Below are 14,762 nucleotides of genomic sequence, written 5' to 3' on the forward strand. Positions count from 1 at the left end.
CGTGGGCTTAGGACAAAAGTCCGGGGTGAGACTGAGACTGGTGGAGGAAAGACCGGGGAGGTGCCGGGTGATGCCGGAGCAACTGTCGCAGGAGACCGAGCGCTCGAGAGGGGCGTTGCCCTTCGGGCCGGCCGAGGTGACCGGGCCGTCGATGGTGCCCACGCTGCACCACGGGGATGTGCTGCTCGTGCACTGGGGGGCCCGGGTCCGGCCGGGTGACGTGGTCGTGCTGCGGCACCCCTTCCAGCAGGACCTGCTCGTGGTCAAGCGGGCGGCCGAACGGCGCGGGGCCGGCTGGTGGGTGCTCGGGGACAACGCGTTCGCGGGCGGGGACAGCACCGACTACGGGGTGGTCCCGCAGGACCTCGTGCTGGGCCGGGTCCGGTTCCGGTACCGGCCGCCGCGGGCGGGTCAGCGTTCGCCGCTCGCCGTGGTCCGCTGGGCGCTGTCGGCGGTCAGGCCGGTGCTGGCCGACCGGTCCGCCTCCAGGCGCTTGCGGGCGCGGTAGGCCGCCACGTTGGCGCGGGTGGCGCAGCGGTCGGAGCAGTAGCGGCGGGAGCGGTTGGTGGAGGTGTCCAGGTAGGCGTTGCGGCAGGGGGCCGCCTCGCACAGGCCCAGCCGGTCGACCCCGTACTCGGTGAGGTGGAAGGCCAGGCCCATCGCCGCGATGGCCGCGAAACCGGCCGTCGCGTTGGAGGGGTGGTCCGCCAGATGCATGTGCCACAGCGGGCTGCCGTCCTCCGCGCGGTGGTCGTGGCCGGAGATCTGCGGGCTCACCGGGAACTCCAGGAGCAGTGAGTTCAGCAGGTCCACGGCGAGGGTCTCGTCGCCGCCGTCGGCCGCCTCGAAGACCGCGCGCAGCCGCCCCCGGACCGAGCGGAAGCGCGTCACGTCGGCGTCGGACGCGCGCCGGGCCGCCGACTGGTTGGCCCCGAAGAGCTCACGGACGGCCTCCACCGAGGTCAGGGAGTCCTGTCCCCGCGACGGTTCCTCGGTGTTGACGAGACGTACGGCATAGTCCGAGTAATAGGCCAGTTCCACTTGTAGTCCTTACGACGGGGCTCTAGGGTCGTGCCTGCGGTCAGGTAACAGCTGACCGTGCTTCCAGGGTATTACGCGACGCAGTACGGAGGGGCCCGATGACGAACGCGGACACGACCACGGCCACCACGGCGACCACTACGACCACCGGGGCGGGTGCCGACTGGCAGGCCTGGCAGCAGAGCTGGGACCGGCAGCAGGAGTGGTACATGCCGGACCGCGAGGAACGGTTCCGGATCATGCTCGACATGGTCGAGGCGCTCGTCGGCCCCGCGCCGCGCGTGCTGGACCTGGCCTGCGGCACCGGCACCATCACGGCCCGGCTGCTCGACCGCTTCCCGGACGCCACGAGCACCGGCGTGGACCTCGACCCGGCCCTCCTCGCCATCGCCGAGGGCACCTTCGCGGGCGACGAGCGGGTCTCCTTCGTCGCCGCCGACCTCAAGGACCCCGACTGGCCGTCGAAGCTGCCGTACGACGCGTACGACGCCGTGCTGACCGCGACGGCCCTGCACTGGTTCCACGCCGAACCCCTCGCGGATCTCTACGGCCGGGTCGCGGAGCTGGTCCGCGACGGTGGTCTCTTCATGAACGCGGACCACATGATCGACGACACCACGCCCCGGATCAACGCGGCCGAGCGCGCGCAGCGGCACGCGCGGATGGACGCCGCCAAGGGTGAGGGCGCGCTGGACTGGTCCGAGTGGTGGCAGCTCGCCGCCAAGGACCCGGTGCTCGCCGGGCCCACCGCCCGCCGTTTCGAGATCTACGGCGAGCACGCCGACGGCGAGATGCCCTCGGCGGCGTGGCACGCGCGTGTGCTGCGCGAGAAGGGCTTCGGCGAGGCCCGGCCGGTGTGGTGCTCGCCGTCGGACACCCTGCTGCTGGCGCTCAAGTAGGACCACACGCCGAGGGGCGGTACGGATCTCCGTACCGCCCCTCGGCGTGGTCGTGCGGACAATCAGAGGACCTTGGACAGGAACGCCTTCGTCCGGTCGTGCTGCGGATCGGTCAGGACGTCGCGCGGGTTGCCCGACTCGACGACCACGCCGTCGTCCATGAAGACGAGGCTGTCGCCGACCTCGCGGGCGAAGCCCATCTCGTGGGTGACGACGACCATCGTCATGCCGGACTCGGCGAGGTCGCGCATGACGTCGAGGACGTCGCCCACCAGTTCGGGGTCGAGCGCCGAGGTCGGCTCGTCGAACAGCATCAGCTTCGGGTCCATCGCCAGGGCCCGCGCGATGGCCACACGCTGCTGCTGGCCGCCGGAGAGCTGCGAGGGGTAGTTGCCGGCCTTGTCGCCCAGGCCCACGCGCTCCAGAAGCCCGCGCGCGCGTTCCCTGGCCTGGCTCCTGCTCGTGCCCTTGACCTGGACCGGTGCCTCCATGACGTTCTCCACGGCCGTCATGTGCGGGAACAGGTTGAAGCGCTGGAAGACCATGCCGATGTCCCGGCGCTTGAGGGCGACCTCACTGTCCTTCAGCTCGTAGAGCTTGTCACCCTTCTGGCGGTAGCCGACCAGCTCGCCGTCGACGTACAGACGCCCGGCGTTGATCTTCTCCAGGTGGTTGATGCAGCGCAGGAACGTCGACTTGCCGGAGCCGGAGGGGCCGATGAGGCAGAACACCTCGCCCTGCTCGACCTCCAGGTCGATGCCCTTCAGAACCTCGACGGCACCGAAGGACTTGTGGACGCCTTCTGCCCTGACCATGGCGGTCATGCCGCACCTCCGGTCGTGCTGGAGCGGTTCGACAGGGAGAACAGGTTCGCCCTGATCTTCTGCATCGGGGTCGGCGGCAGAGTCCGGCTGGAACCGCGGGCGTAGTGCCGCTCCAGGTAGTACTGCCCGATGCTGAAGAGCGAGGTCAGCAGCAGGTACCAGGCCGCCGCAAGGAACAGCATCTCGGCCGGGGCACCGGACGTCTGGCCGATGTCCTGGGCCGCCCGGAGCAGCTCGGGATACTGCACCACCGAGACCAGCGAGGTCGTCTTCAGCATGTTGATGACCTCGTTGCCCGTCGGCGGCACGATCACGCGCATCGCCTGCGGGACCACGATCCGGCGCAGCGTCTTGGTGTGGCTCATGCCGAGCGCGTGCGCCGCCTCGGTCTGGCCCTCGTCGACCGCGAGCAGACCGGCGCGGCAGATCTCCGCCATGTACGCCGCCTCGTTCAGACCGAGGCCGAGCAGCGCCGTCAGGAACGGCGTCATGAAGTCGGACCACTCGTCGCGGTAGAACGGGCCGAGGTTGATGTACTCGAAGACCAGGCCCAGGTTGAACCAGACGATCAGCTGCACCAGGACCGGCGTGCCGCGGAAGAACCAGATGTAGAACCACGCGATGGACGAGGTCACCGGGTTCTTCGACAACCGCATCACGGCGAGCAGGATGCCGCCGACGATGCCGACCAGCATGGCCAGAAGCGTCAGCAGCAGCGTCTTGCCCATGCCGGACAGGATGCGGTCGTCGAAGAAGTAGTCCGGGATCGCACCCCAGTTGATCTTGCCCTGGGAGAACGCGTACACGACCGCGACCAGCAGCGCGATCGCGACCACCGCGGAGACGTACCGCCCGTAGTGCCGGACCGGGACGGCCTTGATGGCCTCCGGCGGGGTCGGCGGGGTGCCGGCCGGGCCGCCCGCCGTCTTGTCGATGTCAACAGTCACGGATGTTGCCTTTCAGCGCCCGCCGCGCGGTCACTTGCCGCCGTTGACGGCGGCCTCGGTGATGGCGCCTTCCGTGACGCCCCACTTTTCCATGATCTTCTTGTACTCGCCGTTGGCGATCACCGCGTCCAGCGCCGCCTTGAGGGCGTCGCGCAGCTGCGTGTTGTCCTTGGCGACCGCGATGCCGTACGGCGCGGCCTCGACCTGCTCGCCGACGATCTGGAAGTCCTTGCCGCCGCCGGAGGTCTTCACCGCGTAGGCCGCGACCGGGAAGTCGGAGGAACCGGCGTCCGCACCGCCCGCGCGCAGGCGGGTCTGGGCCTGCTGGTCGTTGTCGAAGCGCTCCATGGAGATCTTCTTGCCGGCCGGGCACTTCTCGTTCTCGGCCTTGGCGAGGTCCTCGGAGACCGTGCCGCGCTGGAGCACGAGCTTCTTGCCGCACAGGTCGGACCAGGTCTTGATGCCCTGGTCGTCGCCCTTCTTGGTGTAGATCGAGACACCGGCGGTGAAGTAGTCGACGAAGTCGACACCCTGGCCGACCTTCTTGCCGGTGTCGGCGTCGATGCCCTCCTGGCGGTCCTTGGTGTCGGTCATCGCGGACATGGCGATGTCGTACCGCTTGGAGCGCAGGCCGGTGATCAGGGTGTCGAAGGTGCCGTTCTCGAACTCGAACGTCACACCGAGCTGCTTGCCCAGGGCGTCCGCGAGGTCCGGGTCGATACCGACCGTCTTGCCGGAGTCGTCCTTGAACTCGACGGGCGCGTAGGCGATGTCCGAGCCGACCTTGATGGTGCCCTTGTCGCGGATCGACTGCGGCAGCTTGTCGGCCAGCGGAGCACCGCTGGAGGACTGGTTGTCGCTGCTGCCGGAGTCGCCGTTCTCGGTCTGGTCACCGCATCCGGTGAGCAGCAGGGCGCCGGCGACCGCGATCGCACCGACCGCTGCTAGCCGGGAGTGCGCGGCGGTCGTACGACGGGTGGAGCGTGCGGTCATGGTGGTTCCTCCGGCGGATGAGGGAGTAGCCGATGGGGACGGTGGAGTTCCGGTGGGACGGACGCCGGCCGGGGGCCGGACGGCGCCGCGGGTCGTCGCGAGCACACACCTTCGAGTGCCGCGACCTCGTGCGATTACGGCATCTTGCCATTCGGACTCGGCCATTCAGGGGGGACGCCATGTCAAAATCGGATAACGGGTCACCCCCCGAACCGCACCAGGTCGGTACATCACGACCGAACCTTTGCGGGAATCTGCCCTTCCGGCCGCAAGATCTGCGGAATTTCTCGTTATCCGGCCATGGATCGCGGGTGAGCAGGGCTGTTGAAGATGCCGTTTGCGGGTCTGTCAAGGGGTCCGGAGAGGTTGTCCGGAACCCCGGCTATGAGCCATGTCACCGACATGCGGCGTTCGGGGTCCGGCATGTGAGCTTGCGCTTATCGGACTCGTCGCGGGGGCCGTCCGTCGGGTAAGAAGGTTCTTTACACCCCTCATCAGGGGCTCAGGGCGCGTGTGCGGCGCGCCCGTCGCGCAGGGTGCTCGTGGCCCAGACAGTCATCTCCCTGTGCGGTGCCCGCCCATTCCTCACCAGGAGTGGACAAACCCTCAAACCATGAACTCTTAAGGGGTAAGACAAAGTGGCAGCGGAGATCGTCAATCCTCGCAGCGACAGCGAAGCCGGTGCGGAGCAGGGGGCGGGCGCCGAGCCGCTCGACTCCTTCGACCCCGCGTTCGCGCTGCACCGCGGTGGCAAGATGGCCGTGCAGGCCACCGTGCCGATCCGCGACAAGGAAGACCTGTCCCTGGCGTACACGCCCGGCGTCGCGAAAGTGTGCAGCGCGATCGCCGAGCAGCCCGACCTCGTCCACGACTACACCTGGAAGTCGTCGGTCGTCGCGGTCGTGACGGACGGTACGGCGGTGCTGGGACTCGGTGACATCGGGCCCGAGGCGTCCCTCCCGGTGATGGAGGGGAAGGCCATCCTCTTCAAGCAGTTCGGCGGCGTGGACGCGGTCCCGATCGCCCTGGACTGCACGGACGCCGACGAGATCGTCGAGACCGTGGTCCGGCTCGCGCCCTCCTTCGGCGGCGTCAACCTGGAGGACATCTCGGCGCCGCGGTGCTTCGAGATCGAGCGCAAGCTCCAGGAGCGCCTGGACATCCCGGTCTTCCACGACGACCAGCACGGCACGGCCGTCGTGACGCTGGCCGCCCTGCGGAACGCGGCGCGGCTGAGCGGGCGGACGCTCGGCGAGCTGCGGGCGGTGATCTCGGGCGCGGGCGCGGCGGGTGTCGCCATCGCCAAGATGCTGGTCGAGGCCGGCATCGGGGACGTCGCGGTCGCCGACCGCAAGGGTGTCGTCTCGGCCGACCGGGAGGACCTGACCCCGGTGAAGCAGGAGTTGGCCTCCTTCACCAACAAGGCCGGGCTCTCCGGTCCGCTGGAGGCCGCGCTCGCGGGTGCCGACGTCTTCATCGGCGTCTCCGGCGGTACGGTGCCCGAGCCGGCGGTGGCCTCGATGGCCGAGGGCGCCTTCGTCTTCGCGATGGCCAACCCGAACCCCGAGGTGCATCCGGAGGTCGCCCACAAGTACGCGGCCGTCGTCGCGACGGGGCGCTCGGACTTCCCGAACCAGATCAACAACGTGCTGGCGTTCCCGGGCATCTTCGCGGGTGCTCTCCAGGTGCGGGCGTCGCGGATCACCGAGGGCATGAAGCTCGCGGCGGCCGAGGCGCTGGCCTCCGTGGTGGGGGACGACCTCGCCGCGGACTATGTCATTCCGTCCCCGTTCGACGAGCGGGTCGCGCCGGCCGTGACGGCGGCGGTGGCCGCGGCGGCCCGGGCGGAGGGGGTTGCGCGCCGGTGACGGTGTGACGCCTGCGGTGTGATCCCCGCGGTGCGGTGAGCGGCCTCGTCCTTGGTGGGCGGGGCCGCTTGTTTTTGGTGCGGGTGCGGGTGCGGGGTGGGGGGGAGGGGATGGGGGGCGCTGACCGGCGCTGGGCGGGTGCCGCTGCGCCCACCCGTGCCGCCCCAGCGGCACGACTGCCCGCAGCTGGGGGGAGGGGGGCTGGCAAGAGGGGGTGTGTCACACGGGGCTGTGGTTCCGGTTGGGCGGTGGGGAACCTATCGTCAAGGTCATGTTCGCTGTCTACGCCGCCCGAATCGACCGCGACCAGCCGTTGGCCGGCCTGGAGTCGGGAGAGCTTCCGGCTCCCGAGGCCCGGCCGGGCTGGAGTGTCGTCGATGTCAGGGCCGCCTCCCTCAACCACCACGACCTGTGGTCCCTGCGCGGCGTCGGCCTCCCCGAGGACCGGCTGCCGATGATCCTCGGCTGCGACGCCGCCGGGATCGACGCGGACGGCAACGAGGTCGTCCTGCACTCCGTGATCGGCCAGACCGGCCACGGGGTCGGCCCCAAGGAGCCCCGCTCGATCCTCACCGAGCGCTACCCGGGGACCTTCGCCGAGCAGGTCGCCGTGCCGACCTGGAACATCCTGCCCAAGCCCAAGGAGCTCTCCTTCGAGGAGGCCGCCTGTCTGCCCACCGCCTGGCTGACGGCGTACCGGATGCTGTTCACCAACGCCGGGGTGCGTCCCGGTGACTCGGTGCTGGTGCAGGGCGCCGGCGGCGGGGTCGCCACGGCCGCGATCGTGCTCGGCAAGGCGGCGGGTCTGCGGGTCTTCGCCACCAGCCGGGACGAGGCCAAGCGCAAGCGGGCGCTGGAGCTCGGGGCGGTGGAGGCCGTCGAGACCGGTGCGCGGCTGCCGCAGCGGGTCGACGCCGTGATCGAGACCGTGGGCGCCGCCACCTGGTCGCACTCCATCAAGTCACTGCGGCCCGGCGGCACGCTGGTCATCTCCGGCGCCACCAGCGGTGACCGGCCCTCCCACGCCGAACTGACCCGGATCTTCTTCCTCGAGCTCAAGGTCGTCGGCTCCACGATGGGCTCCAAGGACGAGCTGGAGGACCTGCTGTCCTTCTGTGCCGCGACCGGTGTGCGCCCCGTCATCGACGAGGTGCTCCCGATGGACCAGGCCCGTACGGGGTTCGAGCGGATGGCTTCCGGCGGGCAGTTCGGCAAGATCGTGCTCCGCAACTCCTGACGCGTTCCCCCACATACGGCGGGTCCGGTTCTCCGGGCCCGCCGTTCGCGTACCTCGGAGAATCACCGCCCCCGCCGTACGTCAACCGGGGTTGACATGCGAGGCATGTCAACCTAGGTTGACTGTATGAGTGAAGCAACGGATCTCGCCACGCGTGCGGGTGACCGCGACCCCCGGGTCGGGCTGCGAGCCGTCGCCGCCCTGCGCAAGCTGGTGGAGCAGCTGGAGGCCGTACAGGTGCGCAGCGCGCGGCAGCAGGGGTGGTCGTGGCAGGAGGTCGCCACGGAGCTCGGGGTCAGCAGGCAGGCCGTGCACAAGAAGTACGGGAGGCATTGATGTTCGAGCGATTCACGAAGGATGCCCGGGCGGTCGTGCAGGGGGCGGTCGAACACGCCGAGCGGGCGCGGGCGGAGACCGTGGAGCCCGAGCACCTGCTGCTCGCGCTGCTGGACCGGGAGGGCAGCCGCGCCTCCTTCGCGCTGGCGGCGCTCGGCGTCGGCGAGCACCGGGACGCGGTCCGCCAGGCACTGCGGGAGGCCCGGCGCCGTGCCGGTCTGTCGCAGTCCGAGACGGAGGCCCTCGCCGGGCTGGGGATCGATGTCATGGAGATCGTCGCCCGGGTGGAGGAGGCGCATGGCGTCGGGGCGATGTCCGCCGACGAACGGACGGGCAGGCGCCGGTGGTCCGGCCACCGGAGCTTCGGCCGGGGCGCCAAGGAGGTCCTGGAGAAGGCGCTGCGGGTCGCCGTAGCCCGGCACGACCGGCACATCGGGGACGAGCATCTGCTCCTCGCCCTGGCTCTGCGCCCCGGTGTACCCGCCGAGGTGCTCGCCGATCACGGAGTGACCCACGCGTCGCTGACCAGGGTGCTGGGTGGCGGGGCCGGAGAGGCCTGCGCCTGACCGGTGCTCCTTCCGCTGCGCTCCACCGGCGCGTGGCGCTCCACCGGCGCGCGGCGCCCCTGCGGGAGCAGCGGGGCGCCGCGCACTGTTGTCGTACTGGCTCAGCCCTTCGGTGTCCGCAGGACGGCCCCGATGTGGGCCGCGGCCTCCGACAGCCGGCGGCGGGTGTCGCGCAACTGGTCGGACGTCACTCCGTGGTCCCGGGCGGCGTCGCGGATGTCGTCCCGGAAGCGGTCGAGCAGCCGGTCCAGGTCGCGGGCCGGGTCACCGGTGGATTCCGCGGCGTCCTCGTGAGCCCAGCTCGGCGCGTATCCGGCCGGGAAGTCCTCGGGAGTGACGGAGTACTCGGGGTCCGGCGAACGGTCCGCGCGCGCCGTGGAGCTCCCGGTGTCGGTGCGCCCGAAGCCCCAGTCCTTGCCGAACTCCTTCCCGAAGTCCTTTCCGAAGTCGCCGACCTCCTTGGCCAGTTCGCTCAGGCCCTCACGCAGTCCCGTCGGCCAGTCGCCCCGCGAGAAGTGGTCCTGCACCTGCTCCTGCACGCGCTGGGCGATGCGCTGGACCTCCTCCTGCGCCTGGGCCCGGGCCCGCTCCTGGGCCTCCTTGGCCTGGCGCCGGGCCCGCTGGGCCTCGTCGCGGGCGCGGCGGCTCTCGTCCTTGGCCCGGCGGGCCTGCTCCTTCCACTCCTGCTTGACCCGCCGCATCTCCTCCTTGGCGGCCCGCCAGGCCTCCTTCTCGTCGGCTTCCCCGGCACCGGCGGCGAAGCCGCCCCCCTCGTCGTGCGCCCCGGGGGTGCCCCGGCGGGCCGCGGTGGCCGCGGCCCGCATCTCCCGCCGCAGATCGCCGGCCGCGCCCCGTACGTCGGCCCGGATCTCGGCGGCCAGCTCGGCGACCGACTCGCGGATCTCCAGCTCCAGGTCGGCCAGCTCACCGCTGCGGTCGGCCAGCTCGGCGCGACCGGCGTCCGTGATGGCGTACACCTTGCGGCCGCCCTCGGTGGTGTGGGTGACCAGGCCCTCCGCCTCCAGCTTGGCCAGGCGCGGGTACACCGTGCCCGCGGACGGGGCGTACAGGCCCTGGAAGCGCTCCTCGAGGAGCCGGATCACCTCGTAACCGTGGCGCGGGGCCTCGTCCAGGAGCTTGAGGAGGTAGAGGCGGAGGCGGCCGTGGGCGAAGACGGGGGGCATGTCAGAGCACCTTCTTGTCGGTCGTGCCGTCGGAAGGGGCGTCGGTGGCGCCCTGGTCCCGGACGGAAGCGGAATTGTCCCCCGAGTCGCCGCGCGCGGTACCCGTCGGGCCGGAATCCTCCGGCTCCCGCTCCCACGGCGTGTCCTCCGTCGCCGGACGGCGGAGCAGGGCGATCGAGCCGGAGACCGTGGTGGCCTTCAGCCGGCCGTTGCCCGCGCCGAGCCGTCCGGTGATGCGCTTGGCCCCCCACTGGCCGCCCACCCGGAGGTCCTCGAAGGCGCTGCTGACCATGCCGCTGGCCGTGTTCGCCTCGACCTGGGCGTCGGCCGGCTGGGGCAGCCGGATGGCGATCTCGCCCGAGACGCTGTTCAGGCTGATGTCGGTGGGGCCGACGGCCGGGTCCAGGTCGACGATCATCGAACCGCTGACCGAGTCGGCCCGCACGGAAGAGCCCGCCTCCACCACCGTCAGGTCGCCGGAGACGGAGTTGAAGCGCAGGTCGCCGGTGAGGGCCTGCGCCTCCACGTTCCCCGAGACGGTGTCGGCGCGGACGGGGCCCGCGAGGCTCACCAGAGTGGTGTCCCCGGACACGCCCTTGACCTCGGCGGTTCCGTCGAGACCGGAGACCACGGCCGCGGCGCTGACCGCCCCCACCTCCACACGGGTGCCGGTCGGCACCGCCAGGGACACCACCGCACTGCGCCGCCAGCCCTTGCGGTCCAGCCACTTCAGGAAACCCTTCCAGGGCAGGTCCTCGTAGGCCACCGTGAGCACGCCGTCCCGGTGGGTCACGATCAGAGGCGGTCCCTCGATCTCGGAGACCTCCAGGCGGGCGGAACCTTCGTCCGTGCCCACCACGTTCACCGTTCCGCCGACGATGCGTACGTGCAGTCGGCTCACGGACTCGTCGAAGGTGAGCTTCCTGGGCTCCGCGACGGACCACTCGGACATGGTGAAGACCTCCTCGACCGAACGCGCCATATCGCGTCCTCCGCAATTCACGATATATCGCGGACACGGAAAGTCAAGACACCCGTTCTGGTGATCAATGATCGGCCGGGCGTGCCGATGTGTCCTAGCTTGTCAATATGTCGACGGAAGAGTCCGTGTCCGCTCCCACTCCCGGCGCCCTGCTGCTCTGCCGGGCCGAACCGGACTCCGTCGCCGTGGTCGCCCCGCTGCTGGGCGAACGGATGCCGCTGGTCCGGGCCGGTGAGCAGTGGAGCGCGCTGGTGCCAAAGGGCGGGCCCTGGCGGGACGGGGGCGAACCGGTCGACCGGGTGGTCGCCGGCTGGGCCGCCGCGCTCGCCGTCGGCGCCCCCTGGCCCGTACTGGCCCTGTGGTGGGACGCCGACCGGGCCGGATACGTCCTCGCGTCCGGATTCCGCCGCCCGGTGGGCTACGTGTGGCTCGCGAACGGCACACCGGCCGGTGAGGACGAGGCGATGCGCACCTTCGCCGCCCGGCTCGGCCTCGACCCGGTCCTGGACGTGCAGTCGCTGGACCGGCTGACGAGGCCCGACCCCGAGACCGGCGCCCGCGCGAGGATGCGCGGTCTGCTCGCGGTCCTCACGCGCGCGGGAGTCGCGCTCCCGGCCGGACTCGACCCGGGCGCACCCGCCGACCGCCTCCGCGAGCGCGCCCGCGCCCTGCCCGACGCCCGGTGGACCGCCGGGGCGGCGCGCACCCGCGACGCCGCCCGCCTCGCCGTCCGGCCGCCCGGCGGGCACGGCCCGGCCGGCCGGGCCCTCGCCCTGGCCGAGGTGGCGGCCGGGGCCCCGCTCCTGGCCTGGGGCGCGCGGCACCGCAGCGGTGGCTGGACCACGGTGGGTGCCTTGCTGGCCGTGCACGGCACGTCGCTCCTGGTCCGCACCCGCACCCGCGCGGCGCCGTTTGCATAGTCTTGGGGGCGGACTCGGAACACGGACGCACGCAGGAGAACACCACATGTACTTCACCGACCGCGGCATCGAGGAACTGGAGAAGCGGCGCGGCGAGGAAGAGGTCACCTTCGAGTGGCTCGCCGAACAGCTGCGTACGTTCGTCGACCTCAACCCGGACTTCGAGGTGCCCGTCGAACGCCTCGCCACCTGGCTCGCCCGGCTCGACGACGAGGACGAGGACGAGGAGTAGAACCACCTGGCACGGCCAGGGGTTTAGCCTGCTCCCCCCGGTGGGGTAAGAGACCTCCACAGCAGCGGGGGAGCCGGAAGCGAACGGACGGGGGCGCCGTGGCCGGTGGGATCGAACAGATACGGCTCGACGACGGGACGGTCGTCTGGGCCAGAGTGAGCGCGTCCGACGACGCGGCGACCGGGGACGGCTTCGAGGACACCGGCGTACGGGACCGCGTCATCGACATGGCGGGGGGCCTCGCCGACACGGTCGGTGGCGTCGTGCGCTCCCTGCGCGCCGGACTGGACACCCAGGAATCCGTCGAGGTCTCCGTCGGCTTCGGAATCGAGCTGTCGGCGCAGGCGGGCAGCGTGGTGGGCGCCATCGCGGGGGGAGGTGGCAACGCCTCGCTGACCGTGTCGTTGACCTGGACCGAACCAGGCCGCCGGGACGGCGCACCGCGACCCGGACCGGAGGGCGGCGCCGTTCCGCCGTCGGGACCTCCGGCGTCCGGCGTCGTATGAGCGCCCTGGAAGAGCTGGTGCGCCCCTCGCTGGCGCGCATCGTCGCACCGGGTGACGGGTATGCACCGGAGCGTGGCGAGTACTGGGGATCGGGATTCTTCATAGCGCCGGGCTGGCTGTTGACCTGTGCCCACGTCGTGGGGAAGGGGGGAGCGGAGGTGTGGCGGAGTCGGAGCCCCGTGGGGATCACCTGGCAGGGCGGCACCACCACGGGTGAGGTGGTGCTCGCCAAACCGCGGCCCGAGCCGGCGCACGCGGGCCGCGGGCGCTGGGAGTTCCCGGACATCGCGCTCGTCCGGGTGCACGGCGCGGACGACGCCCGTTGCGTCTGGCTGAGCGATCGCGCCCCGACCATCCCCGCCCCGGTCTCGCTGCACGGCTGGTCGCGGCAGACCGGCGCCCTCGGCCTGAGGCACGGCGTCGGTGAGGCGAGCGGCCGGGACGGCAAGGCCCTGCTGCTCGCCGGCGCCCTGCCGGTCGAGGGCCTGTCCGGCGGGCCCGTGGTCGACCTGCGCCACGGCTCCGTCATCGCCATGAACAAGGGCGTCCGGCAGACCGAAGGGGCCGCCGTCCCCGTCACCGCGCTGCGCGAGCTGCACGACGTACGCGGGGGCGACATCCTGCACACCGTCATGCGCGAGCACGACCTGCACCACCTCGCCCGCTTCAACCGGTCCGGGGCGGACACCGACTGGACGCGCGTCCAGACCGGGCTGCGCGATCCCGGCGCCCCCGGCCTCACCCCCGCCCAGCGCCTCCACCTGTACGGCCACCTCGCGCAGTTGCCGCCGCCCAGCGGTCCGGGCGAGATCGCGGACCTCGTGCAGGAGGCCAAGTCCCGCGTGGTGCAGTCGGACTTCCGCTCCCCGTTCCCCGAGGACCTGCGCACCTGGCGGGAGGGCGCGGCCCTGCTGCACGGGCTGCGCGACCTCGGGGACAAGGGGGGCAGGCCCGAACTCGACCTGGACGCCGTACTGCTGTACGCGGCCAGGGTGGCCCGGCACACCGTGCTGGAGCGCCCGGGGGACACCGACCCGGAGCGGCTGCGGGACTTCACCCGGTGGATCGGGGAGCAGGCGGTTCTGTACGCCCAGCCGGTGATCCGCGAGGACATCGACCGGCTGCTCCGCGATGTGCGCGAGCCGGACGCCGCCCGGTCCGCCCGGTCCGCCCGGTCCGATCCGTCCGCCCGTTCCGTCCTCACGTCCGAGACCTCGTCCCGCACCGGAGCCGACGTCCTCGTCGACATCGGAGAGCCGGTCTACGGGGAGCGCTACCCGCTGAGCGTGCGACTCCTGTACGACGGCCGCGACGTCACCCCCCTCTACAGCAACGACCTCGGCGTACGACGCCACGAACTCCAGGAGCACCTGAGGGAGCCGCTGGCCGAGGCGCTGCGGCTGGGCGACCGCGGTGAACACCTGGCGGTGGTCGAGGCGTTCCTGCCCCGCGCCCTGCTCGACGAGCCGATAGACGAGTGGCGGCTCGTCCCCGAGGGCGGTGCGGACGGCGCCGCCGGCGAGGGGGGCGAGTACGAGGAGACCGACTTCTTCGACGAGCAGTCCATGCCGCTCGGACTGCGCCGCACCGTTCTGCTCCGCGACCGCCGCCGCAACGCCAAGCCACCCATCCCGGAATGGCGCCGGCGCTGGACGGCCACGGCACGCGGGCCCCTCTCCGGCATCCCGCTGCGCGGCGAGTCGACGGACACCGGGCACCCGTCCGGCGCGCGCCGGGAGAGCAGGTACGGCACCCTCCGCCGGCTGTCGGGTGGCGGCGACGGCTGCGTCCCGGTCTTCTGCGGACCCGTCGGAAGCGGCGCCGGGCGGGAGGCCATGGACGTTGCCCTCGCCGCCGGACACCCACTGGTGCTGTGGCGCAGGGACGGCCACGACCACGAGGAGTGCCGGACGTTCCACCGCAGCGCCGCCCGGCTGCTGTCCCTCGCCGGCCGGGCCGAGGGCCTGCACGCGCATGTGCGCGACCTGCGCATCGGTGCCTCGGACCCCGATATCGCCCTGAGCGAGGGACTCACGGGCCGGATCGCCGTCCTCTACGACCCGCCGGACCGTCCGCCGTACGGCACGGAAACGATGCGGCCGCCGCCGCTCGCCGGACCCCAGGGCTTCTGATGCTCCATCAGGCGACGTCGATCCGCCGGTGTGCGGGTATCAGGCAAGCAGGAGGGTCCGGGAGTCTCGGCAGGCCCGGGGGCCGGACGGTAACG

The 14,762-nt window shown here is 71.7% G+C and carries 16 protein-coding genes; 10 read left to right on the forward strand and 6 right to left on the reverse strand.

Going from position 1 to position 14,762, the window contains the following annotated elements; translation table 11 throughout:
• Window positions 1-70 precede the first annotated feature (70 nt).
• Window positions 71-508 (forward strand): nickel-type superoxide dismutase maturation protease, encoded by a 438-nt coding sequence (sodX, locus tag C4J65_RS23365; RefSeq protein ID WP_162833310.1) that lies wholly within the window; start codon window positions 71-73, stop codon window positions 506-508.
• Here sodX and C4J65_RS23370 read toward each other — a convergent pair.
• Window positions 412-1,041, reverse strand: coding sequence for a CGNR zinc finger domain-containing protein (locus C4J65_RS23370; RefSeq protein WP_052840746.1), 630 nt, complete (start codon window positions 1,039-1,041; stop codon window positions 412-414). The two genes, sodX and C4J65_RS23370, sit on opposite strands and share 97 nt — an antisense overlap.
• Window positions 1,042-1,139: 98 nt before the next feature.
• Here C4J65_RS23370 and C4J65_RS23375 point away from each other — a divergent pair, with 98 nt between their 5' ends.
• Window positions 1,140-1,940 carry a class I SAM-dependent methyltransferase gene (locus C4J65_RS23375; RefSeq protein ID WP_115744149.1) on the forward strand — a complete coding sequence of 267 codons (801 nt, stop codon included), beginning with the start codon at window positions 1,140-1,142 and terminating at the stop codon, window positions 1,938-1,940.
• Window positions 1,941-2,002: 62 nt separating this feature from the next.
• Here the strand turns inward: C4J65_RS23375 and C4J65_RS23380 are convergent, their stop codons facing one another.
• From C4J65_RS23380 to C4J65_RS23390, 3 genes are read right to left on the reverse strand one after another with little or no spacing between them, the layout of a single operon-like run.
• On the reverse strand, window positions 2,003-2,764 hold the full coding sequence (locus C4J65_RS23380; RefSeq protein WP_115744150.1) for an amino acid ABC transporter ATP-binding protein: 762 nt from the start codon (window positions 2,762-2,764) through the stop codon (window positions 2,003-2,005).
• Entirely contained in the window at window positions 2,761-3,711 is a 951-nt protein-coding gene (locus C4J65_RS23385; RefSeq protein ID WP_115744151.1) for an amino acid ABC transporter permease, read from the reverse strand. The genes C4J65_RS23380 and C4J65_RS23385 overlap by 4 nt, the downstream gene beginning before the upstream one ends.
• A 30-nt stretch (window positions 3,712-3,741) precedes the next feature.
• A complete protein-coding gene (locus C4J65_RS23390; RefSeq protein WP_115744152.1) occupies window positions 3,742-4,704 on the reverse strand; it encodes an ABC transporter substrate-binding protein in 963 nt (320 codons plus the stop codon).
• Between the two features lie 638 nt (window positions 4,705-5,342).
• Here C4J65_RS23390 and C4J65_RS23395 point away from each other — a divergent pair.
• The 4 genes from C4J65_RS23395 (at window position 5,343) to C4J65_RS23410 (ending at window position 8,711) form a co-directional block, all read left to right on the forward strand.
• Window positions 5,343-6,572, forward strand: a complete 1,230-nt coding sequence (locus C4J65_RS23395; protein ID WP_115744153.1) for an NADP-dependent malic enzyme — start codon at window positions 5,343-5,345, stop codon at window positions 6,570-6,572.
• Between the two features lie 271 nt (window positions 6,573-6,843).
• Complete coding sequence (locus tag C4J65_RS23400; protein WP_115744154.1) at window positions 6,844-7,809, forward strand: zinc-binding dehydrogenase; 966 nt, start codon at window positions 6,844-6,846, stop codon at window positions 7,807-7,809.
• A gap of 126 nt (window positions 7,810-7,935) precedes the next feature.
• The gene (locus tag C4J65_RS23405) at window positions 7,936-8,145 is read left to right on the forward strand and encodes a helix-turn-helix domain-containing protein (protein WP_115744155.1); all 210 of its coding nucleotides are present in this window, start codon (window positions 7,936-7,938) and stop codon (window positions 8,143-8,145) included.
• Entirely contained in the window at window positions 8,145-8,711 is a 567-nt protein-coding gene (locus C4J65_RS23410) for a Clp protease N-terminal domain-containing protein (protein WP_115744156.1), read from the forward strand. Before C4J65_RS23405 ends, C4J65_RS23410 begins: the two co-directional genes overlap by 1 nt.
• 101 nt (window positions 8,712-8,812) lie before the next feature.
• Here C4J65_RS23410 and C4J65_RS23415 read toward each other — a convergent pair whose 3' ends face one another.
• Complete coding sequence (locus tag C4J65_RS23415) at window positions 8,813-9,895, reverse strand: PadR family transcriptional regulator (protein ID WP_115744157.1); 1,083 nt, start codon at window positions 9,893-9,895, stop codon at window positions 8,813-8,815.
• 1 nt (window position 9,896) lies between these two features.
• Window positions 9,897-10,847 carry a DUF4097 family beta strand repeat-containing protein gene (locus C4J65_RS23420; protein ID WP_162833619.1) on the reverse strand — a complete coding sequence of 317 codons (951 nt, stop codon included), beginning with the start codon at window positions 10,845-10,847 and terminating at the stop codon, window positions 9,897-9,899.
• A 137-nt stretch (window positions 10,848-10,984) separates the two neighbouring features.
• Between C4J65_RS23420 and C4J65_RS23425 the strand changes: the two genes are divergently transcribed.
• From C4J65_RS23425 to C4J65_RS23440, 4 genes are all read left to right on the forward strand, one after another.
• A complete protein-coding gene (locus C4J65_RS23425; protein WP_115744159.1) occupies window positions 10,985-11,797 on the forward strand; it encodes a hypothetical protein in 813 nt (270 codons plus the stop codon).
• Between the two features lie 46 nt (window positions 11,798-11,843).
• Entirely contained in the window at window positions 11,844-12,029 is a 186-nt protein-coding gene (locus tag C4J65_RS23430; protein WP_030190019.1) for a DUF6104 family protein, read from the forward strand.
• A 98-nt stretch (window positions 12,030-12,127) separates the two neighbouring features.
• Entirely contained in the window at window positions 12,128-12,535 is a 408-nt protein-coding gene (locus C4J65_RS23435; protein ID WP_240330496.1) for a CU044_2847 family protein, read from the forward strand.
• Window positions 12,532-14,667 carry a trypsin-like peptidase domain-containing protein gene (locus tag C4J65_RS23440; RefSeq protein WP_115744160.1) on the forward strand — a complete coding sequence of 712 codons (2,136 nt, stop codon included), beginning with the start codon at window positions 12,532-12,534 and terminating at the stop codon, window positions 14,665-14,667. Before C4J65_RS23435 ends, C4J65_RS23440 begins: the two co-directional genes overlap by 4 nt.
• Window positions 14,668-14,762 lie beyond the last annotated feature (95 nt).

The sequence above is a fragment of the Streptomyces sp. CB09001 genome, from assembly GCF_003369795.1.
Lineage (GTDB): Bacteria > Actinomycetota > Actinomycetes > Streptomycetales > Streptomycetaceae > Streptomyces.